Below are 20,147 nucleotides of genomic sequence, written 5' to 3' on the forward strand. Positions count from 1 at the left end.
GTCGTAGCGCGGCGGTAGCCTGGCGATCGTGGGCTATCGCGAGTTTTCGCCCCCGACCGCGCTGCGCGATCTCGTCGAATGCGCGTGGGTGGTGGACGGCCCGCCCCAGGTGGTGCGTGTGCTTCCCGATGGCTGCATGGATCTGATTCGGATGGACGGCCGCATCATGGTCGCCGGACCCGATACCAGCGCGTCGGTCACCCCAAACGGTGGAGAGCCGTTCGTGGGCTTGCGGTTTCGTCCAGGCGTACTGCCCCGCTTACTCGGTGTGCCCGCCGCAGAGCTGCGCGACGACCGCGTGGCACTGACCGAGTTGCGCAGCGGGCTCCCCCGCCGTCGTTCTCTGGTTGATCTCGCGACGGAGCTCGCAGCCAACGAACCCCGCCCAGAGACCGCGCCCTGGTCGCTGTCGCTGCTGGGCCATGTGACCGAAAGGCTCGCCACGGGCTCAGCGGTCGCCGGCGTGGCCCGCGAGATCGGTTGGTCGAACCGAACCATGCAGCGCCAGTGCACATCTGTATACGGCTACGGTCCCGCAACACTGCGCCGCATCTTGCGATTCCGGCGCGCTGTGGTTCTGGCACGCGACGGGCTGCCGCCGACGGAGGTGGCCGCCAGGGCCGGATATGCAGACCAGCCACACCTGTACCGCGAGGTGCGCGACCTTGCGGGAGTGCCGCTGGCGAAGTTGCGTCAGGAATCCAGTAGCGCGAACAGATCGACCCAATTGCCGTCGGGATCGGCGACAGTCGCATACCGCATTCCCCACGGCGCGTCATAGGGCGGCAACGGCCCGGCATGACCTGCGGCCGTGACCTTCTCGAACAACGCGTCGACTTCCGCCGGTGATCCGACCCCCAGCGCCAATGCCAGTCGACTGTCCGAGGAAGTCGGCGCCCAACCCGGATGCATGCCGGCGATCGTGTTCTCAGTGTCGAGCGACAGCTTGTTTCCACCAGGTAGGTCAACCGCTACGTGCGGGGTTTCGCCATCCGGTATGCGCAGGCCCAGCAGGCGGTAGAAGTCAATCGATCGCTCGAGGTCCGACGCGAAGACTTGGAACACGGCCGAATTCAGGTGTATGTCCATGTCCAGCACGCTAGGTCGCGGCCTGCGGCGCTGTCGTGAACAAATCGGACACGAACGGTGCGCACTCGCCGACCCTTGCTAGGTAGTTCGCAGGGGAAGAATAAGTAGATCTACTCTGCCTGCATATGGGCGATTTTGCACTACGCTTCGCTACGGCACATCCGCCGAATCCGTTTGCCGTCACGGCGACCGGCGAGCACAGATCGACAGGAGTAATTAGTGAAACGCACAGCAATCACTGGGACCGTCGCGATAGCCGCGACGCTCGCCGTCCTGCTGTCCGGTTGCGGCTCTGACACGAAGACTGCACCCAGCACATCCACCTCTTCGAAGACCTCCACCAGTTCCTCGACGAGCAAGAAGGCCGCCCCGTCGTCGAAACCCAAGGTGGCCCCGCGCGATGAGGACGCAAAGGGACCGAACCCGACCATCGCCAGCTACATCGCGGAGAACAACATCCAGGAGACCCCGGTCAAGCGCGGCGATCCCGGTTCGCCCACCATCGATCTGCCGGTTCCCGACGGCTGGGAGCCCGCCGGTGAGGACACGCCCGATTGGGCATACGGCGCAATCGTTTACACCGGACCTGACGCCGGCGACTACACACCGAGCATCGTCGCCCTGGTTTCAAAACTGACCGGCAACGTCGATCCCCAGAAGATCATCGACCTGGCTCCCGGTGAGCTCAACAACCTGCCCGGTTGGAAGGCGATGAACGAGGGCGAGACGAGCACACTTGGCGAGTACCCGGCCTTCCAGCTCGGTGGCACCTGGACCCAGGACGGCCAGACGAAGATCGTCGCGCAGAAGACGGTCGTGATCCCAGGCAGCGACGGCCTTTACGTCCTGCAGCTCAACGCCGACGGTCTGGAAGACCAGAAGGAAATCATCGGCGCGGCAACCGATGTGATCGACACGGACACCACGATCACGCCCTGACCGACTGCGACGCAACGCCGCCGGAGATCTGCATTCCGGCGGCGTTTGCGTTATGCCAGACCGCTCAGAGCAGCAGCCAAATCGGTTGGCCGCGAGTAGAACGGCGAATGGCCGCCTGGCAGTTCAACGATTTCGGCCTTGAGCCAGTCCCGCGCGATCCGCCTCGACCACGGCGGATTGACCATGCGGTCCTGTTCGCACACTATGTATTTGGTGTCGACGGCGGGATACGCGGGCAACGAACACGGCACCTTGTACGGCTCCATGGATTGCGGACGAAGCCGGGCGAAAGCGGCCGAAGCCGTCGCTTCGTCGCAATCACCGAAAACGTGAGAGTGCGCCAGTTTCTGGTCTATCCAGTTGCGACGACCTTCGGCATCCTTCACGCCCAACCCACTCGGATAGTCGCGGTTGAGCATTTCCGGTTCGTCGATCATCTGCTGCGCGAACGGCCGACCAGGAATCGGTGGTACGCCGCACAAATAGACCAGGCATCGCAACGGCCTGCGCGCAGCGACGAGTGGGATCGTTTGTCCGCCCATTGAATGACCGACAAGAACCAGATCATCGCCGCGGACGTCTCTGATTGCGGCACAGACGATGTCGGCGTAGTCGTCGAACGTTGCTGCACTGTCGTCTACCGGTAGGTCCATCACGATCACTCGATGACCTTGTGCTTCGAGTTCGGGTACCAGATTTTCCCAACACCACGGGCCGAGCCACGCCCCGTGCACCAACGCAAAAGTCGCCATCATCCCCCCTCAGGGGACTCTAGCTAACCCTCCCGGATGTCGTCGAGCTTGCGAGTAGCTTGCTCGAAGCCGGCTACGAGCTCGGCGATGATGTCGGCGACGGGCCGGATCTCGTTCATCCGGCCGACGATCTGGCCGACAGGCATCGCGACGGTGTCGGGATTGTCGGACTCGTTCATCCGCTGATGGGCCTCACTGACGAGGATGTTCTGCAGCGGCATCGGCAGTGGCTCCGGCGCATCGCGTTCGTCCCACGCGTCAGTCCAGCGAGTCTTGAGCAGCCGGGCCGGCTTGCCCGTGTAGATGCGGCGGCGGACCGTATCGCTGGAGTTGGCCCGCAGCAGCGCTTCCTGAATCGTCGAAACCCCGCCCGGTTTACGGTGACCGAGGTCGTACTCCGCCGACGTCAGGAACGCCGAACCCATCCAAACACCTTGTGCGCCAAGGGCTAACGCCGCGGCCACCTGCCTGCCGGTGCCGATGCCGCCGGCCGCCAGCACCGGCGCCTTACCGTCGAGAGCGTCGACGATCTCCGGCCACAACACCATCGACCCGATCTCACCGGTGTGTCCACCGGCCTCATGGCCCTGCGCGACAACGATGTCAACACCGTTGTCGACATGGCGCTGCGCGTGCTTGGCGCTGCCGGCCAGCGCCGCCACTGGAACACCGGCCTCGTGGGCCTGGTCGATGACGTCGCGCGGCGGTGAGCCAAGCGCGTTCGCGATCAGCTTGATCGGATGCTTGAGGGCCACCTCGACGTGCGAGCGCGCCACCGAGTGCAACCACCCGAGTACACCCTCGTTGCGCTCCCCCTCGTCGGGCAGCGGCGGAACACCAAGATCGGCAAGGGTTTTGGCGACGAAGTCACGATGGCTCTGTGGAATCAGCTTGTCGATGTCGACTGCGGAGCCTTCTTGCGGCACCTTGGCGGGCATGACGATGTCGACGCCGTACGGTTTGCCGTCGGTGTTCTCGTCCATCCAGCACAGCACGTTCTCGAGATCGTCGGCATCGTTGAACCGCACACACCCGAGCACACCGAGTCCACCGGCCTTGCTGACAGCAGCGGCAACCTTTTCCGATGGTGTGAAAACGAAGATCGGATAGTCGATGCCGAAGCGGTCACACAGCTCGGTGCGCATCAGCTCGAGGACCCCACGTGGTTGGCGTGCGCATCGTCGGCGGGCCGCTCCTCGGTCTGGTCTTTCGCCCATCGGTAATCGGGCTTCCCGGCCGGGGTCCGCTGGATCCCGTCGACCCACCAAACCTTGCGCGGAACCTTGTATCCCGCGATCTCGTTGCGCACGAAGGCGTCGAGTTCGGCAAGCGTCGGGTTGGTGCCAGGCCTGCGATGCACGACGGCGGCGACGCAGTTGCCGTACCGCTCGTCGGGAACGCCAACCACGAGCGCGTCGAAAACGTCCGGATGGCCCTTGAGCGCGGCCTCGACCTCTTCGGGGTAAATCTTCTCGCCGCCGCTGTTGATGGACTGCGAGCCGCGACCGAGCATCGTCACCGATCCGTCTTCCTCGACCTCTGCGTAGTCGCCGGGGATCGCGTAGCGGATGCCGTTGAAGGTCTTGAAGGTTTCGGCGGTCTTTTTCTCGTCCTTGTAATAGCCGACCGGGATGTTGCCCTTCTTCGCGATCATCCCGCGCACTCCGGAGCCCGGCTTGACCTCGTTGCCGTTCTCGTCGAGGACGACGGTGCGGTGATCGATGGTGACGCGCGGCCCGCCGGTGTGCGACTGCCCCTTGACGACGATGTTGGTACCGCCGAACCCGGTTTCCGACGAACCGATCGAGTCCGTGATGACCCGGTTGGGCAGCAGTTCGAGGAATTTCTCCTTGATGCTGGTCGAGAACAACGCGGCCGTGCTGGCCAGCAGGAACAGGCTCGACAAGTCCGGCTCGTGGCCACCGTCGTGCAGCTTGGTCAGCGCATCGAGCAGCGGGCGCGCCATCGCGTCACCGGTGAAGAACAGCAGGTTGACCTTGTACTTCTCGATCGTCCGCCACACGTCGTCGGCGTCGAATTCCGGTGCAAGAACAGTGGTTTGGCCCGAGAACAGCGACATCCACGTGGCCGACTGCGTGGCACCGTGGATCATCGGCGGAATCGGGTAGCGGATCATCGGCGGGTTCTCCGCTGCGGCCTTGGCCAGGTCGTACTCGTCCTTGACGAACTCGCCCGTCGCAAAGTCGGTGCCGCCGAACAACACTCGGTAGATGTCCTCGTGGCGCCACATCACGCCCTTGGGGAAACCGGTCGTGCCGCCCGTGTAGAGCAGATAGATGTCGTCGGCGCTGCGTTCACCGAAATCACGCTCGGCTGAGGCCTGCTCGAGCGCGGAGTAGAACTCGATGCCGCCGTAGCGGGCAAAGTCGTCATCGCTGCCGTCCTCGACGACCAGGATGGTCTTGACGTTCGGCGTCTCCGGCAACACGTTGGCGACCCGGTCGGAGTAGCGGCGCTCGTGTACCAACGCGACCATGTCGGAGTTCTCGAACAGGTACTTCAACTCGCCCTCGACGTAGCGGAAGTTGACGTTGACCAGGATGGCGCCGGCCTTCACGATGCCGAGCATCGCGATCACGATTTCGATGCGGTTGCGGCAGTACAGGCCGACCTTGTCGTCCTTCTTCACGCCCTGGTCGAGGAGGTAGTGAGCAAGGCGGTTGGCCTTCTCCTCCAACTCGGCGTAGGTGATCTGCTCGTCACCGCAGATCAGGGCAACACGGTCAGGCACAGCGTCGATGGCGTGCTCGGCGAGATCGGCAATGTTCAGGGCCACGAGACCTAAACTAGAACGTGTTACATTTTCATTCAAGTCTGTGGCATCGACGCTGGAAAGAAGGCTGGTCGTGAGCGACGCGCAAACATCGGAAAAAGGCCCCGACGCCCTCATTGAGCAGCGCGGACACACTTTGATCTTGACGCTGAACCGGCCCGAGGCGCGCAACGCGCTTTCCACCGAGATGCTCTCGATCATGGTCGAGGCTTGGGACCGCGTCGACAACGATCCGGAGATCCGCAGCTGCATCCTGACCGGCGCCGGCGGCTACTTCTGTGCGGGCATGGACCTGAAGGCCGCGACGGCCAAACCGCCGGGCGACTCGTTCAAGGACGGCAGCTATGACCCGTCGCGCATCGATGCCCTGCTGAAGGGCAGGCGGCTGACCAAGCCACTGATCGCAGCCGTCGAAGGCCCCGCGATCGCCGGCGGCACCGAGATCCTGCAGGGCACCGACATCCGCATCGCGGGCGAGAGCGCCAAGTTCGGTGTCTCGGAGGCCAAGTGGAGCCTGTACCCGATGGGCGGCTCGGCCGTTCGGCTGGTGCGCCAGATTCCTTACACCGTGGCCTGCGACATTCTGCTGACCGGCAGGCACATCACGGCCGCCGAGGCCAAGGAGATGGGCCTGATCGGCTACGTCGTCCCCGACGGCACCGCACTGGAGAAGGCGCTCGAGATCGCCGAGGTGATCAACAACAACGGGCCGCTGGCCGTGCAGGCGATCCTGCGCACGATCCACGAGACCGAGGGTCTGCACGAGAACGACGCGTTCAAGATCGACACCAAGATCGGTATCGAGGTGTTCCTCTCCGACGACGCCAAGGAAGGCCCGCTGGCGTTCAAGGAGAAGCGCGCGCCGAATTTCAAGATGAAATAGCGATTTCGGCGCGCAAACCGTCGCTCAGCGTGGATTAGCGCGCCGAAATCGCGTAGCGGGCGCGACTGGCCCACCGGGCGAGCTTGCCGCTCGTGGTGCGGGGGATGGCACCCGCGGGCACGAAGCGAACATCGGACACCGTCAGCCCGTGTTTGTGCGACACCAACTCCGCGATGGCCTCGATCGCCGGCGCCGGATCGTCGCGGGACGTGCCCGCAGCGCGTTCCGCCACGATCACGAGCCGCTGACTGTCGTCGGTGAACGCAGCCACGTAGCCCCGCCGTACCATCGGCGACGCCGCCGCAGCCGTGGCCTCGATGTCCTGCGGGTAATGATGCATCCCGTCGACGGTGATCAGGTCTGCAATCCTGCCTACGACGTAGAGCTCGCCGTCCAGATACACGCCCAGATCGCGGGTGCGCAGCCAGTCGCCGGGCCGCGACGGCAACCTGGCGCCGAACGTGCGGCGGCTTTCGTCGGGCCTGCCCCAATAGCCCCGACAAATGTTGTTGCCCTGCAACCAGATCTCGCCGACGCATCCGGCGGGCAACTCCTCGGCGGCATCGGGGTCGACGATCACCGCTACGAGGCTTCGCGCCACCTGACCGCACGACACGTGCGGCATCGCGCTGGGATCGTCGGCGGTCGTCGTAACCGCCCTGTCGCGGGCCAGTTCTTCGCGATCGAAGTAACGCACGATGGGCTCCGCGTCGGGCGTGATGGTCGACACCAGCAACGTTGCCTCTGCAATCCCGTAGGACGGTTTGAACGCCGAGCGCGGTAAACCGAAGGGCGCGAACGCTTTATCGAAAGCACGGATCGCATCCATGCTCACCGGTTCCGATCCGATGATCAGCGCCACATTGCTCAGGTCGATGTCGTCGCCGGGATCGGGCACGCCGCGCTGCGCCGTCCATTCGTAGGCGAAGTTCGGCGCGGCGGTGATCACGCGTCCCTCGCGGGACCCCGCCGATAGCGCATTGATCCACCGTTGCGGCCTGCGGATGAACGCCGTCGGCGACATCAGTGTCGAGTGGCCGCCGTACACCGCGGGGAACCCGATCATCGACAATCCCATGTCGTGGTACAGCGGTAACCAGCTGACGCCGTGGGTGTTTCGGTCCAACAGGTCGATCGACAGGATCATCTGGATGAGGTTGGTACCGACGGCGCGGTGGGTGACCTCGACGCCGACGGGTGGCCGCGTCGCGCCTCCGGTGTACTGCAGATGAGAGATGTCGGCGACGTCGATTGTCACAGGGGCGAATTCGTCTGCCGCCGAATCCGGGATCTCGTCGACGGCGATCACGTGCGGCCTTCGCGCGGGCGCCATCGTTGTGAGGAACGCGTCAACCGAATCCCTGGCGGCTGCGGTGGTCAGCACGAGGACGGGTTGCGAGTCGTTCAGCGCCGTTTCCAGCCGCTCCGCATGGCCGGGCAATTCCGGCGCAAACAATGGCACCGCAATGGTTCCCGCCTTGATCGCCGCATAAAACGCCGAGACGTACTCCAGGCCCTGCGGAGCCAAGATCGCCACTCGGTCACCATGGCCCGCGACCTGCTGAATGCGTGCGCCGATGGCTTCCAGCCGAAGCCCGAGTCGCTTCCACGTGATCTCCGTCGGTTGCCCTGCCTCCAATCGCGTGAAGTCGAGGTATCGGTAGGCCACCGAGTCACCGACGTTGGCGATGTTGCGCTCGATCAGCGAGATCAGCGTGACACCGGGCGGCACCACGACACTGCCGTCGGCGGCGAGGCATTCCTCGATCTGTAGCAACCCGGCCATGGAGACAGGGTATGCAGTCCCGCTGTCCTAGCCGGTCAGCGGCTTGGTCGGGGTGAATTGCACCGGCATCGACTCCAGGCCGGACACGAAGTTCGCCGGGCGCAGCGGAAGGTCAGCGCCGTCCGCCAGCCTCAGATCGGGTAGCCGGTTGAGCACGCGACTCGTCATGTTGATCAACTCGATCCTGGCCAGCTGGTTCCCAAGGCAGAAATGCGTGCCGAAGCCGAATGCCAAGTGGCTGTTGGGATCCCGCTGAATCCGGAAGTTGTCCGGGTCGCCGAAAACGGCCTCATCGAAGTTCGCCGACTCGAACAGCAGCAGCATCTTCTCACCCTGCTTGAGGCTGGTGCCGTGAAACTCCGTGTCGGCGGTGATTGTTCGGGCCATGTTCTTCAACGGTGATGTCCAGCGCAGCATCTCCTCGATCGCTCCGGGGAGCAGGCCAGGATCGTTGCGCAGTAGCTCCCACTGGTCCCGGTTGCGTATCAGCTGCTCGATACCACCGGAAATCGTGTGACGCGTCGTCTCGTCACCGCCGACGAGGATCAGCAGCGTCTCCTGAAGGATGTCGTCATCACTGAGCCGTTCGCCGTCGACTTCGGAGTGCACCAGGACGCTGATCAGGTCCTCGGTCGGTTCGGCGCGACGCTGTTCGATCTTGTTGCGGGTGTAGTCGTTGTAGGCGACGAACGCATCCATGGTGGCCTGCATGTCGGCCTCGGACACCGTGGAACTGAGTCCGCTGACCAAGTCGTCGGACCACTTGAGGAACAGTTCCCGCTCGTCCGGCAGTACGCCGAGCATGTCGCCGATGACCGCCATCGGCAGAGGTGCGGCAAGGTCTCTGACCAAGTCGCATTCCCCGCGTTCGCATACCGCGTCGATGAGCATGTCGCACAACCGACCGATCGACTCGTCTTGAACCTTGAGCCGCTTGCGCGTGAAGCCGGCGTTGACGAGCTTGCGGCGCAACAGGTGTGCCGGATCGTCCATGTCGATCATCATCGGCAGCGGAGGCTGGTCGGGCCTGATGCCGCCGGCATTAGAAAACAGTTCGGGGTTGCGCTCGGCCTCGATCACCGCGGCATAGGTGGCGGCCGCCGCCAACCCGTTGCGGTCGCGGAACACGGGCTGGTTGGCCCTCATCCAGCGATAGGCCTCGCGCGAGGCCGGGCGGTCGGCGTAGAAATTGCCGTCGGTCAAGTCGACGTCGGGGACGGTAGCCCGACGCGCAGCCGAGGATGAAACGTCCGTCATGAGATCTCCCGCGCGTCGGCGAATGTCATCTCCACATTGCCCGCCGAACTGGAGACCAGGGCGCGTTTCGGGAAACCAAGCGAGGCCAGTTCTTTCGCGTACGGATGATCGCCAAGACGCACCTGGGCGCCGCCGAGCCGGTAGCGCACGTCGTGCATCGTCATCTCTCCGATGGTTTCGCGTAGCACCCCGTCGCGATACGAGTAAGTGGGGTTGGATTGCGGGCGCGACGTGAGCGCTGCAGGCATCGGCAGCCCCGGACGGAAATCCATGCCGACTGCGAATTGACCGTCGATGGACACATCGAAACCGAACGGCTTGCCGTCACGAACGGTGAAGTCCGCCATGACTTTTGGATAGCCCCAGATCTTTGTGCCCGCCTCGAGGGTGAATGCCTGGTCGACGGGAAGGTGGTGGATGAACGCCCCGGCATCCTGAAGTGCCTTGACCCCGGACGCATTCGAGCCCGGCGGATTGACCATCACGTTCGTGCCGTACTCCAGGTACTGGCCGAGGTCGCCGTCGAGGTAGTGCATCAACATCAGGACGACGATCGCGCGACCAGGGAGGTACCGACACACTTTCAGGCCGCTGTAGTCGATCAGTCGCTGCGCGGCGTCGGCGTCCACCGAGAACATCGCCATGTGCTGGTTGGCCTTGCGGATTTTCACCGGCATGGTGAGGACGGTGCCTGCAATGGTGTGCTGCGAAGACGCTGAGCCGGTCATCCGGCCAATCTAGAACGCGTTCTAGACAAGTAGCAAGAAGTGTCTACACCAATCCGGCAAGGTCGCGGATCTGCTCCGGCGACCGGGCGCCCACGACCATCATCGTCACGCCTGCGGCCTCCCATGCCTTGATCTGTTGCTGCACATAGGGGAGGTCGCCGACGATCGCCGAGTCGTCGACGAGCTCGTCGGGAATGATCTTGGCGGCCTCGTCCTTGCGGTCGCTGCGGAACAGCTTGGTGACGTCGTCGACCACCTCGGCGTAGCCCATCCTCCGGTAGACGTCGGCGTGGAAGTTGGTGTCCTCGGCGCCCATGCCGCCCATGTACAGCGCCAGGTGGGGCTTCATCAGTTCCATGATCGCCGGGCGGTCATCGGTGACGACCACCTGCGCGGTCGCGCAGATCTCGAAGTCCTCGCGGCCGCGGCGAGCGCCCGGCCGCGCGAAGCCCTCGTCGAGCCACTCGTTGTACATGCCCGCGATCCGGGGCGAGTAGAAGATCGGCAGCCAGCCGTCGCAGATCTCGGCGGCCAGCGCGACGTTCTTCGGCCCCTCGGCGCCGAGCATCACCGGGATGTCGGCGCGCAACGGATGAGTGATCGGCTTGAGGTTCTTGCCGAGCCCGGTGGTGCCCTCACCGAACAGCGGCAGCGGGTAGTGCGGGCCGTCGCTGTGCACGGGGGCCTCGCGGGCCCAGACCTGACGAAGGATGTCGATGTACTCGCGGGTGCGGGCCAGCGGCTTGGGGAACTTCGCGCCGTACCAACCCTCGACGACCTGCGGCCCGGACACTCCAAGCCCGAGGATGTGGCGGCCGCCGGACAGATGGTCGAGCGTCAGCGCCGCCATCGCGCAGGCAGTGGGCGTGCGGGCCGAGAGCTGGATGACCGAGGTGCCCAGCCGCATGCGCTGGGTCTCGCGGCCCCACCAGGCCAGCGGCGTGTAGGCGTCCGAGCCCCAGGCTTCGGCGGTGAACACGGTGTCGAAGCCCGCATCCTCGGCCGCGGCCACGAGTTCAGCGTGGTTTTCCGGCGGCTGCGCGCCCCAATATCCCAGCTGCAAACCCAGCTTCATTAGCCTGCCTCTCGACCCGTGGTTGAAACCATTCTTAGAACCTGTTCTACTCGATGCCGTGACCACCAGCCAAAGCAGCCCGGTGCAGATCGACAAGCATGAGCGGCCGCTCTCCGCGCCGCTGAAGCTCTCATTCGACTACACCCGTTCAGTCGGCCCACTCCTGTCTCAGTTCTTCACCGCCCTGCGGGAGCGGCGCATCGTCGGTGTGCGCGGTTCAGACGGGCGCGTGCACGTGCCGCCCGCAGAGTACGACCCGGTCACGTACGAACAATTGACCGAGATCGTACCGGTGAGCGGCGTCGGCACGGTGCTGTCGTGGACCTGGCAGTCGACCCCACTGGAGGGCCAGCCGCTGGACCGTCCGTTCGCATGGGCGCTGATAAAACTGGACGGCGCAGACACCCCCCTGCTGCACGCCGTCGATGCCGGCTCCTCCGACGCCATCAGCACCGGCGCCCGCGTGCATGCGCACTGGATTGACGAGCCGGTCGGCGCGATCACCGACATCGCGTATTTCCTGCCAGGCGAAGATGCCGAGCCGGAGGGCCAGCCCGACGACCGGGAGCCGGTCAAGATTCAGGTGACGCCATCGTCCATCGAGATCCAGCACACCGCGTCGCTGCCCGAGACCAAGTTCCTCAAGGCGCTGGAAGAGGGCAAGCTACTTGGCGCGCGGACCGGCGACAACGGGAAGGTGTACTTCCCGCCCAAGGAGGCCGACCCGGCCACCGGCCTGGAACTCGACCAGTTCGTCGAGCTGCCCGACAAGGGCACGGTCACCACGTTCGCGATCATCAACATCCCGTTCTCGGGTCAGCGGATCAAGCCGCCCTACGTCGCGGCCTATGTGCTGCTCGACGGCGCCGACATCCCGTTCCTGCATCTGGTCACCGAGATCGACCCGGCCGATGTCCGGATGGGTATGCGGGTTCAGGCCGTGTGGAAGCCCCGCGAGGAGTGGGGTCTCGGCATCGACAACATCGACTACTTCCGGCCGACGGATGAGCCCGACGCGGAGTACGACACCTACAAGCACCACCTGTAAAGGGCTTTTCATATGACTGATATCGCAGTGGTGGGCTTCGCGCACGCACCGCATGTTCGCCGCACCGACGGCACCACCAACGGCGTCGAGATGCTGATGCCGTGTTTCCACCAGCTCTACGACGAACTCGGCCTGCAGCAGACCGATATCGGCTTCTGGTGCTCGGGATCGTCGGATTACCTTGCCGGGCGGGCGTTCTCGTTCATCTCGGCGATCGACTCCATCGGCGCGGTGCCGCCCATCAACGAGTCGCACGTCGAGATGGATGCGGCATGGGCGCTGTACGAGGCCTACATCAAGCTGCTGACCGGTCAGGTCGAGACCGCGCTGGTCTACGGATTCGGTAAGTCGTCGGCGGGCACGCTGCGACGCGTGCTGGCACTGCAGACCGACCCCTACACGGTCGCCCCGCTGTGGCCGGATTCGGTGTCGATGGCCGGTCTGCAGGCCCGGATGGGGCTCGACGCAGGCAAGTGGACTGCCGAGGACATGGCGCAGGTCGCACTGGATTCCTTTGCGGCGGCGGGTCGTACCGACTCGGAGAAACCTGCCAAGTCCATCGATGAACTGCTGTCTCGACCGTTCTTCGCCGACCCGTTGCGGCGCCATGACATCGCCCCGATCACCGACGGCGCGTCAGCGATCGTGCTCGCCGCAGGCGACCGGGCTCGAGAACTCCGCGAAAATCCGGCCTGGATAACCGGATTCGAGCACCGCATCGAAACCCCGATTCTCGGCGCACGCGATCTGATCACCTCGCCGTCGACGGCCGCGTCGGCCAAGGCGGCCACGGGTGGTGACACCGGCTCCATCGAGGTAGCCGAGATCTACGCGCCGTTCACCCATCAGCAGTTGATCCTCACGGAGGCGATCGGGCTGCCGTCGTCGACCAAAGTGAACCCCTCGGGCGGCGCGCTGGCGGCCAACCCGATGTTCTCGGCGGGGCTCGAACGCATCGGCTTCGCCGCGCAGCACATCTTCGACGGGTCAGCCCAGCGCGTGCTGGCGCACGCCACGAGCGGACCTGCGCTGCAACAGAATCTCGTCGCCGTCCTGGAAGGGAAATAGAAATGGCGGGGCAGCTCGCAGCGGTGCTCGGCACCGGGCAGACGAAATACGTCGCCAAGCGCCACGACGTGTCGATGAACGGCCTTGTTCGCGAGGCCATCGACAGGGCGTTGGAAGACTCTGGCTCGACGTTCGACGACATCGACGCCGTGGTGGTCGGCAAGGCGCCCGACTTCTTCGAGGGCGTGATGATGCCCGAACTGTTCATGGCCGACGCAACCGGCGCCACGAACAAGCCGTTGATCCGCGTGCACACCGCGGGCTCGGTGGGCGGTTCGACCGCAATCGTGGCAGCCAGTCTCGTGCAGTCAGGCAAGTACAAGCGCGTGCTGACGATGGCGTGGGAGAAGCAGTCGGAGTCAAACGCCATGTGGGCGTTGAGCATTCCCGTCCCGTTCACCAAACCGGTCGGTGCGGGCGCGGGTGGCTATTTCGCCCCTCATATCCGCGCCTACATCCGCCGCTCGGGTGCGCCCAACCATATCGGCGCGATCGTCGCTGTGAAGGATCGCCGCAACGGCGCCAAGAACCCGTTGGCACATCTGCACCAGCCCGACATCACCGTCGAGAAGGTGATGGAGTCGCCGATGCTGTGGGATCCGATCCGCTATGACGAGACGTGTCCGTCGTCGGACGGCGCGGCGGCCATGGTGATCGGCAATGAGGAAGCGGCAGAGGCGCATATCGCCGACGGTCATCCGGTCGCATGGATCCACGCGACCGCGCTGCGCACCGAGCCGCTCGCCTACGCCGGCCGCGATCAGGTCAACCCGCAGGCCAGCCGTGACGCCGCCGCCGCGTTGTGGAAGGCCGCCGGAATCAAGAGCCCGATCGACGAGATCGACGCCGCCGAGGTGTACGTGCCGTTCTCCTGGTACGAGCCGATGTGGTTGGAGAGCCTCGGCTTCGCCGCGGAAGGCGAAGGGTGGAAACTCACCGAAGCGGGCGAGACCGAGATCACCGGAAAGATCCCGCTCAACGCCTCCGGCGGTGTGCTCTCGTCGAATCCGATCGGCGCCTCCGGCATGATCCGGTTCGCTGAGTCGGCGATCCAGGTGATGGGCAAGGCCGGCAACCATCAGGTTCCCGGCGCCAGAAAGGCGTTGGGTCACGCGTACGGCGGTGGCGCACAGTACTACTCGATGTGGGTCGTGGGGGCGGACAAGCCGTGAAGTACACCGTCAGCGTGGCGATGAGCCCGATCGAGCACCTCGTCGAGCTCGCGAAGACGGCGGAAGAAGTCGGCTTCGACTCGATCGCACTGCCCGACTCGATCTTCTACATGGAGAAGCAGTCGACCGACTATCCGTACACCGCCGACGGTTCGCGGATGTGGAACGAGGAAACCCCGTGGGCCGATCCGTTGATCGTCGCGGGCGCCATGGGTGCGGTGACGTCGACGCTGCGCTTCTACACCAACGTGATGAAGCTGGGCTCGCGCAACCCGCTGCTGCTCGCGCGCCAGGTGGGCTCGGTAGCCAACCTCACCAACAACCGGTTCGGCTTCGGTGTCGGGATCGGTTGGGCACCTGAGGAATTCGAGTGGTGCGGCGTGCCGTACGCCAAGCGCGGCAAGCGCGTCGACGAGATGATCGAGGTGATCAAGCTCGTGCTTGCCGGCGGTATGGTCGAATTCCACGGGGACTTCTACGATTTCGACAAGCTGCAGATGAGCCCGGCGCCGAGCAAGCCGGTGCCGTTCTATGTCGGCGGCCACACCGACGTTGCGCTCAAGCGCGCCGCGCGCATCGGCGACGGGTGGACCAGCGCGATGCTGACCTGCGACCAACTGGCCGAGATCATCGGCAAACTGAAAGCTCTGCTCGCCGAGCACGACCGCGCTGACGTACCGTTCGAGTTCCAGGCGGTGTGCATCGACAAGTTCGACGTCGACGGGCACCGTGAACTCGCCGACGCCGGGGTGACCGACAACATCGTCATCCCATGGGTTCTCGAGGGGCACGGCTTCGATGCTCCGCTCGAGACGAAGAAGGACTCTTTGAAGCGGTACGCCGACACCTTCATTCACTCCGGTTGGCAACAGTGACGGCGCCGGTTCATCTGGCGGGCAAGCGTTCCCGCGAGGCCGCCACGGCGCACGACAAAGAGGCGTGGCTGGCCGTGTTCGCCGATGACGCCATCGTCGAGGATCCGATCGGTCCTTCGCATTTCGACCCGGACGGTAAGGGCCATCGCGGTAAGGAGGCGATCGCGAAGTTCTACGACATGGCGATCGCCCCGAGCGAGCTGACGTTCAACTTCGAGAAAACCTACGTCTGCGGCAACGAGGAAGCCAACGTCGGCAACATCGTGATCAGGTCCGCAGGCTACGAAGTCACCGCCGAGGGCGTCTTCACGTACCGCGTCAACGACGACGGCAAGATCGTCGCGCTGCGGGCCTATTGGGAACTCGACAAGGCCACGGCGAGCGCGCGCAAGCTGTAACTGCGCTCAGGAAATGTTAGCGCTAACATTACCGGGTGACGGTTACCCCTTGGCCCGCGCTCGGTGAGCAATACGAGCTATCTCTCGACGCTGCCGGCCGGTCCGTGCGGGCGATCGTCACCGAGGTCGCCGCCGCCATCCGGCACCTCTCCATCGACGGCGTGCAACTCACCGCAGGCTACGACGCCGACGCCCCGCCGCCGTTCGGAAGCGGAATCGTCCTGGTGCCGTGGCCCAATCGGGTGCGCGACGGGCGATGGACGTACGCGGGCCAGACGATGCAACTCGACATCACAGAACCAGCGCGCGGCAACGCGCTGCATGGCCTGCTGCGTAATACGCCGTACCAACTCGCCGAACGCACCGAACGGTCGGTGACCCTGCGGGCACCCGTCTTCCCGCAGAACGGCTACCCGTTCACGCTGGACACCACGGTCTGCTACACCGTCGTCTCCGACGGCCTCGAGGTGATGCACACCGTCCGCAACGTCGGGACAGCCTGCGCGCCAGTCGCTGTCGGAGCCCATCCGTTCCTGAGAATCGGCGACGTCCCAACGGATTCGCTCACCTTGACGGTATCGGCCGGCAGGCACATCGATGTCGACGAACGGCTCAATCCGATTGGCGTGACGCCCGTCGACGGCACAGAGTGGGACCTGCGTGCGGGCCGGCTTGTGGCCGCCCTTGACCTCGACGACGCATGGTCGGGAGTGGTGACGGCCGGCGGTGGCAGCACCCACTGGCTCAGCGCGCCGGACGGGCGGACCGTATCCCTATGGGCCGACGAACAATTCGGCTATGTGCAGGTTTTCATCACTCGCGAATTCCCGGGCGCGGGCGGATTGACCACTGCTGTCGCGATCGAACCGATGACCGCACCGGCCGATGCGTTCAACAGCGGGGAAGGACTTCGGTGGCTCGAGCCCGGCGAGTGCTGGTCGATGTCGTGGGCGATCCGCTACCACGACGCTAGGGCTCGATGACGACCTTCAGCCCTTGCCTGTCGGCGGCCACGGCGAACGCCTCGGCGGCATGCTCGAGCGGGTATCGATGGGTCACGATCGACGAGATGTCGACCAGCCCTTGCTCGACGAGCCGAATCGCCCGCGGGTAAGCCTCGTTCATGCGCCTGACCAATACCAGCGTCAGGCCCTTCCGGCGCGCGATGGACGCTTGAAACGACGTGCGGTCACCGTCGGGAATGCCACCGAGCACCACCCTGGCGCCCGGTCGCGCGGCGCGCAGCGCCATCTCGACCGCTGCGTCGGTGCCTGCCATTTCGAAAACGGTGTCGGCGCCGATATCGTCGCCCGCCTCATCAACGTCGAGCACGACGTCGGCTCCCAATCGCTTGGCTGCGTCTCGTCGGTGCGCAAGCGGTTCGACGACCACGACGCGGGTAGCCCCAGATCTCCTCGCGGCCTGCGCCAACAGCAGGCCGATCGGGCCAGCGCCGACGACTGCGATCGTCGAGCCAATTCGTAAGTGGCCCAAGTCCAATGCGTGCAGTGCGACGCCGAGTGGCTCGAGAACTGCGCCGTCGATCGCGCTCATCCCGGCGGGCAAGGGATGAAGGGCCCACGACGGCCAGGCCAGGTACTGCTGCAGTCCGCCGTCCTGGCCGCCGTGCCCGGCGAACACGACATCCGGACAGAGGTTGAGATCACCGCCGAGGCATATCTCGCACTGACGGCATGGCAAGGCCGGGTCCACGGCGACGGCCACGCCGTGGCGCGGTCCGCCCTCGATGACGCCTGCGAATTCGTGGCCCGGCACCACCGGTCGCGTCAGCTTCGCGTCGCCGATGCCCGCCTCGGTGAACCAATGCAGGTCGGATCCGCACAGCCCGACCGCGGTAATACGCACCAGTTCCTCACCGGCACCCGCGGTTGGCACGGCCTCGCTGTGGCACCTGATATCCCGCACTCCGTGGAGTCGCGCGACGGTCATCTCGGCCGGCATAACTGAAATGTTAGCGCTCACATCTAGTCCGTCAAAGCCCGGTGACCGTTCATATTCCGACTACGATGCGACAGCAAAGGAGGTCGCTTTCGATGGCTGAACGGGTCGAGCGCCGACCGGTGAACATGTTCGACGTCGCCAAGGCCGCGGGCGTCTCACATCAGACCGTGTCCCGGGTGCTCAACGACTCCGCGGCGGTGAAGGAATCCACCCGGCGCCGCGTGCACGCCGCCATCGACCAGCTGGGCTATCACCGCAACCTGGCAGCGCGGGCACTTGCCACTCACCGGTCAAAAACGTTGGGCGTCATCTGCTTTGACAGCACGCTGTACGGCCCGGCGAGCATGCTGTACGCGATCGAGCACGCATCCCGCAGCGCGGGGTATTTCGTCAGCGTGGCCAGTGAATCCACCATCGACCGCACCACGTTGCCTGGCGCGATGAACCGACTGACCGAGCAGTCCGTCGAAGGCGTGGTGGTGATCGCGCCGCTGTCCGAAACCCGCGAGGCGCTTTCGGGGCTGCGGCGCGACATGCCCGTCGTTGCCGTCGACGGCACCGGTGGATTGGGGTTGCCGGTGGTCAGCGTCGATCAGTTCGACGGGGCGCGACAGGTCACGCGGCACATGCTCGAGCAGGGCGCATCGACCGTCTGGCACGTGACTGGTGCCGACGGCTGGACGGAAACCGAAGCCCGGTTGGCCGGGTGGCGCGAGGAGCTGTCCGCCTCGGGGCGGGTCATTCCCGAACCGCTGCAAGGCAACTGGTCCGCCGCCTCGGGCTATCAGGCCGGCATCGCTCTCGCGCGTCGCACCGACGTCGAGGCCGTCTTCGTCGCCAACGATCAGATGGCGCTCGGCCTGCTGCGTGCACTGGCCGAGGCAGGCCGCACGGTCCCGGACGACATCCTGGTGGCCGGATTCGACGATGTGCCGGAAGCCGAGTTCTATTCGCCGCCGCTCACCACGGTCCGCCAGGATTTCGCAACGGTCGGCCGCCGAAGCGTCGAAATGCTCGTCGCGCGAATCGAAAACACCGACGACGGGCCGATCGACGATCAACCGATCCTGGTACCCGCTCAACTCGTCATTCGGCAGAGCACCAGGCGACGCTGACGTTCTAGCGTCCGCCCTTTCGCCTGTTGTAGACGTCGAAACCGACTGCTGCGAGCAGCACCAGGCCCTTGATCACCTGTTGCACGTCACTGCCGATGCCGAGGATCGACATGCCGTTGTTCAGCACGCCAAGCACCAGTCCACCGACGATCGCCCCGAACACGGTGCCGACACCGCCGCTGGACGAGGCGCCGCCGATGAACGCCGCAGCGATGGCCTCGAGTTCGAAGTTGATGCCCGCCTGAGGTGTCGCCGAGTTCAGTCGCGCCGCGAACAACAGGCCCGCGACCGCGGCGAGGATGCCCATGTTCACGAACACCAGCAGTGTGACGCGTTGGTTGCGGACCCCCGAAAGCCTTGCTGCAGCGGAGTTTCCGCCGACGGCGTATACCTGGCGCCCGAGGACGGTGTTGCGCATGACGAATGCGTAGACGATGGTCAGCACGACGAGAATGATGCCGACGATCGGTACGCCCCGGTAACTGGCCAGCAGAAGAGTGAATGCCGCCAGAGCTACGACGATGGCCGCGCACTTCGCGACGAAGACCGCGGTGGACGAAACCTCGTGGCCGTATCGGAGTTGTGAACGCCGACGACGCACTTGCACCACCACGGCGGCAACGGTGACGACGGCTCCGAGAATGACGGTCGGCCAGTGGTAGACGGCGTTGGCTCCGAGCTCTGGCAGAAATCCACTGCTGACTTGCTCCAACCCATGCGGCATCGGGGCGATGGACTGGCCCTCGAGTAGGTATTGAGTCGCGCCGCGGAAGACCAGCATTCCGCCAAGGGTGACGATGAACGACGGGATCCCGACGTAGGCGATCCAGAACCCCTGCCAGGCGCCGATGAGTGCGCCTATCCCAATACACACCGCGACGCCAAGCAGCCAAGGCATGTCGTTGCGCACCATCAAGACTCCGGACATCGCCCCGATGAATCCGGCGATGGATCCGACGGACAGGTCGATGTGGCCGGCGATGATCACGATGACCATGCCGATCGCGAGAACCAGTATGTACCCGTTCTGCTGAATGATGTTGGTGACGTTCAGCGGCTTGAGCAGGATTCCGCCGGTCCACACCTGGAACAACAACACGATCGCGGCCAGCGCCACCACCATGCCGGACTGACGAATGTGTGACACGAGAAATGAGGACACCCGTTGGCGCAGTCCCGGCGGCGTCGGCTTGTTCGATTCTGGTT

20 protein-coding genes are annotated in these 20,147 nt (G+C 64.9%); 10 read left to right on the forward strand and 10 right to left on the reverse strand.

What is annotated here, in order from left to right:
- The first annotated feature begins 28 nt into the window (after window positions 1–28).
- Window positions 29–781 (forward strand): AraC family transcriptional regulator, encoded by a 753-nt coding sequence (locus tag J3E61_RS05710; RefSeq protein ID WP_210082906.1) that lies wholly within the window; start codon window positions 29–31, stop codon window positions 779–781.
- Here J3E61_RS05710 and J3E61_RS05715 read toward each other — a convergent pair.
- Window positions 694–1,089, reverse strand: coding sequence for a VOC family protein (locus tag J3E61_RS05715; protein WP_192724301.1), 396 nt, complete (start codon window positions 1,087–1,089; stop codon window positions 694–696). The two genes, J3E61_RS05710 and J3E61_RS05715, sit on opposite strands and share 88 nt — an antisense overlap.
- 219 nt (window positions 1,090–1,308) lie before the next feature.
- Between J3E61_RS05715 and J3E61_RS05720 the strand changes: the two genes are divergently transcribed.
- Window positions 1,309–2,028, forward strand: coding sequence for an LpqN/LpqT family lipoprotein (locus J3E61_RS05720; RefSeq protein WP_192724302.1), 720 nt, complete (start codon window positions 1,309–1,311; stop codon window positions 2,026–2,028).
- Between the two features lie 50 nt (window positions 2,029–2,078).
- Here J3E61_RS05720 and J3E61_RS05725 read toward each other — a convergent pair whose 3' ends face one another.
- Genes J3E61_RS05725 through J3E61_RS05735 form a run of 3 tightly spaced genes read right to left on the reverse strand, consistent with a single transcriptional unit; the run spans window position 2,079 to window position 5,577 of the window.
- On the reverse strand, window positions 2,079–2,780 hold the full coding sequence (locus J3E61_RS05725) for an alpha/beta hydrolase (protein ID WP_210082907.1): 702 nt from the start codon (window positions 2,778–2,780) through the stop codon (window positions 2,079–2,081).
- Between the two features lie 23 nt (window positions 2,781–2,803).
- Entirely contained in the window at window positions 2,804–3,925 is a 1,122-nt protein-coding gene (locus J3E61_RS05730; protein ID WP_210082908.1) for a nitronate monooxygenase, read from the reverse strand.
- Window positions 3,925–5,577, reverse strand: coding sequence for an AMP-binding protein (locus tag J3E61_RS05735; protein ID WP_192724305.1), 1,653 nt, complete (start codon window positions 5,575–5,577; stop codon window positions 3,925–3,927). Before J3E61_RS05735 ends, J3E61_RS05730 begins: the two co-directional genes overlap by 1 nt.
- A gap of 70 nt (window positions 5,578–5,647) precedes the next feature.
- On the opposite strand from J3E61_RS05735, the gene J3E61_RS05740 reads away from it, so the two are divergent.
- Window positions 5,648–6,457: a crotonase/enoyl-CoA hydratase family protein gene (locus tag J3E61_RS05740; RefSeq protein WP_210082909.1), complete on the forward strand. Its 810-nt coding sequence runs from the start codon at window positions 5,648–5,650 to the stop codon at window positions 6,455–6,457.
- A 34-nt stretch (window positions 6,458–6,491) separates the two neighbouring features.
- Here the strand turns inward: J3E61_RS05740 and J3E61_RS05745 are convergent, their stop codons facing one another.
- Genes J3E61_RS05745 through J3E61_RS05760 form a run of 4 tightly spaced genes read right to left on the reverse strand, consistent with a single transcriptional unit; the run spans window position 6,492 to window position 11,303 of the window.
- Window positions 6,492–8,243: an AMP-binding protein gene (locus J3E61_RS05745; RefSeq protein WP_210082910.1), complete on the reverse strand. Its 1,752-nt coding sequence runs from the start codon at window positions 8,241–8,243 to the stop codon at window positions 6,492–6,494.
- A gap of 27 nt (window positions 8,244–8,270) precedes the next feature.
- The gene (locus J3E61_RS05750; protein ID WP_210082911.1) at window positions 8,271–9,500 is read right to left on the reverse strand and encodes a cytochrome P450; all 1,230 of its coding nucleotides are present in this window, start codon (window positions 9,498–9,500) and stop codon (window positions 8,271–8,273) included.
- Entirely contained in the window at window positions 9,497–10,228 is a 732-nt protein-coding gene (locus tag J3E61_RS05755) for an acetoacetate decarboxylase family protein (RefSeq protein ID WP_210082912.1), read from the reverse strand. Before J3E61_RS05755 ends, J3E61_RS05750 begins: the two co-directional genes overlap by 4 nt.
- A gap of 43 nt (window positions 10,229–10,271) precedes the next feature.
- The gene (locus J3E61_RS05760) at window positions 10,272–11,303 is read right to left on the reverse strand and encodes an LLM class F420-dependent oxidoreductase (protein WP_210082913.1); all 1,032 of its coding nucleotides are present in this window, start codon (window positions 11,301–11,303) and stop codon (window positions 10,272–10,274) included.
- 58 nt (window positions 11,304–11,361) lie between these two features.
- Here J3E61_RS05760 and J3E61_RS05765 point away from each other — a divergent pair, with 58 nt between their 5' ends.
- The 6 genes from J3E61_RS05765 to J3E61_RS05790 are packed head-to-tail and all read left to right on the forward strand — an operon-like array spanning window position 11,362 to window position 16,847.
- Window positions 11,362–12,351 (forward strand): OB-fold domain-containing protein, encoded by a 990-nt coding sequence (locus J3E61_RS05765; RefSeq protein WP_210082914.1) that lies wholly within the window; start codon window positions 11,362–11,364, stop codon window positions 12,349–12,351.
- A gap of 12 nt (window positions 12,352–12,363) precedes the next feature.
- Window positions 12,364–13,419: a thiolase domain-containing protein gene (locus J3E61_RS05770; RefSeq protein ID WP_210082915.1), complete on the forward strand. Its 1,056-nt coding sequence runs from the start codon at window positions 12,364–12,366 to the stop codon at window positions 13,417–13,419.
- A gap of 2 nt (window positions 13,420–13,421) precedes the next feature.
- Window positions 13,422–14,591 (forward strand): thiolase domain-containing protein, encoded by a 1,170-nt coding sequence (locus J3E61_RS05775; RefSeq protein WP_210082916.1) that lies wholly within the window; start codon window positions 13,422–13,424, stop codon window positions 14,589–14,591.
- A complete protein-coding gene (locus J3E61_RS05780; protein ID WP_210082917.1) occupies window positions 14,588–15,466 on the forward strand; it encodes a TIGR03619 family F420-dependent LLM class oxidoreductase in 879 nt (292 codons plus the stop codon). The genes J3E61_RS05775 and J3E61_RS05780 overlap by 4 nt, the downstream gene beginning before the upstream one ends.
- Window positions 15,463–15,864, forward strand: a complete 402-nt coding sequence (locus J3E61_RS05785; protein WP_192724315.1) for a nuclear transport factor 2 family protein — start codon at window positions 15,463–15,465, stop codon at window positions 15,862–15,864. Before J3E61_RS05780 ends, J3E61_RS05785 begins: the two co-directional genes overlap by 4 nt.
- A gap of 35 nt (window positions 15,865–15,899) precedes the next feature.
- Window positions 15,900–16,847: an aldose 1-epimerase family protein gene (locus J3E61_RS05790; protein ID WP_210082918.1), complete on the forward strand. Its 948-nt coding sequence runs from the start codon at window positions 15,900–15,902 to the stop codon at window positions 16,845–16,847.
- Here J3E61_RS05790 and J3E61_RS05795 read toward each other — a convergent pair.
- Window positions 16,834–17,814 carry a zinc-binding dehydrogenase gene (locus tag J3E61_RS05795; protein ID WP_210085446.1) on the reverse strand — a complete coding sequence of 327 codons (981 nt, stop codon included), beginning with the start codon at window positions 17,812–17,814 and terminating at the stop codon, window positions 16,834–16,836. The two genes, J3E61_RS05790 and J3E61_RS05795, sit on opposite strands and share 14 nt — an antisense overlap.
- A gap of 137 nt (window positions 17,815–17,951) precedes the next feature.
- Here J3E61_RS05795 and J3E61_RS05800 point away from each other — a divergent pair, with 137 nt between their 5' ends.
- Window positions 17,952–18,941, forward strand: a complete 990-nt coding sequence (locus tag J3E61_RS05800) for a substrate-binding domain-containing protein (RefSeq protein ID WP_192725197.1) — start codon at window positions 17,952–17,954, stop codon at window positions 18,939–18,941.
- 4 nt (window positions 18,942–18,945) lie between these two features.
- On the opposite strand, the gene J3E61_RS05805 is transcribed toward J3E61_RS05800, so the two are convergent.
- On the reverse strand, window positions 18,946–20,064 hold the full coding sequence (locus tag J3E61_RS05805; RefSeq protein WP_210085447.1) for a sugar ABC transporter permease: 1,119 nt from the start codon (window positions 20,062–20,064) through the stop codon (window positions 18,946–18,948).
- Window positions 20,065–20,147: the final 83 nt, after the last annotated feature.

The organism is Mycobacterium sp. OAE908, assembly GCF_017872775.1.
Lineage (GTDB): Bacteria > Actinomycetota > Actinomycetes > Mycobacteriales > Mycobacteriaceae > Mycobacterium.

Coding starts and splice junctions, on each gene's coding strand:
- J3E61_RS05770 (WP_210082915.1), top strand. CDS start 12,364: ATGACTGATATCGCAGTGGTGGGCTTCGCGCACGCACCGCATGTTCGC.
- J3E61_RS05760 (WP_210082913.1), bottom strand. CDS start 11,303: ATGAAGCTGGGTTTGCAGCTGGGATATTGGGGCGCGCAGCCGCCGGAA.
- J3E61_RS05775 (WP_210082916.1), top strand. CDS start 13,422: ATGGCGGGGCAGCTCGCAGCGGTGCTCGGCACCGGGCAGACGAAATAC.
- J3E61_RS05745 (WP_210082910.1), bottom strand. CDS start 8,243: ATGGCCGGGTTGCTACAGATCGAGGAATGCCTCGCCGCCGACGGCAGT.
- J3E61_RS05730 (WP_210082908.1), bottom strand. CDS start 3,925: ATGCGCACCGAGCTGTGTGACCGCTTCGGCATCGACTATCCGATCTTC.
- J3E61_RS05795 (WP_210085446.1), bottom strand. CDS start 17,814: ATGACCGTCGCGCGACTCCACGGAGTGCGGGATATCAGGTGCCACAGC.
- J3E61_RS05715 (WP_192724301.1), bottom strand. CDS start 1,089: ATGGACATACACCTGAATTCGGCCGTGTTCCAAGTCTTCGCGTCGGAC.
- J3E61_RS05750 (WP_210082911.1), bottom strand. CDS start 9,500: ATGACGGACGTTTCATCCTCGGCTGCGCGTCGGGCTACCGTCCCCGAC.
- J3E61_RS05725 (WP_210082907.1), bottom strand. CDS start 2,780: ATGGCGACTTTTGCGTTGGTGCACGGGGCGTGGCTCGGCCCGTGGTGT.
- J3E61_RS05805 (WP_210085447.1), bottom strand. CDS start 20,064: ATGGTGGTGGCGCTGGCCGCGATCGTGTTGTTGTTCCAGGTGTGGACC.
- J3E61_RS05800 (WP_192725197.1), top strand. CDS start 17,952: ATGTTCGACGTCGCCAAGGCCGCGGGCGTCTCACATCAGACCGTGTCC.
- J3E61_RS05755 (WP_210082912.1), bottom strand. CDS start 10,228: ATGACCGGCTCAGCGTCTTCGCAGCACACCATTGCAGGCACCGTCCTC.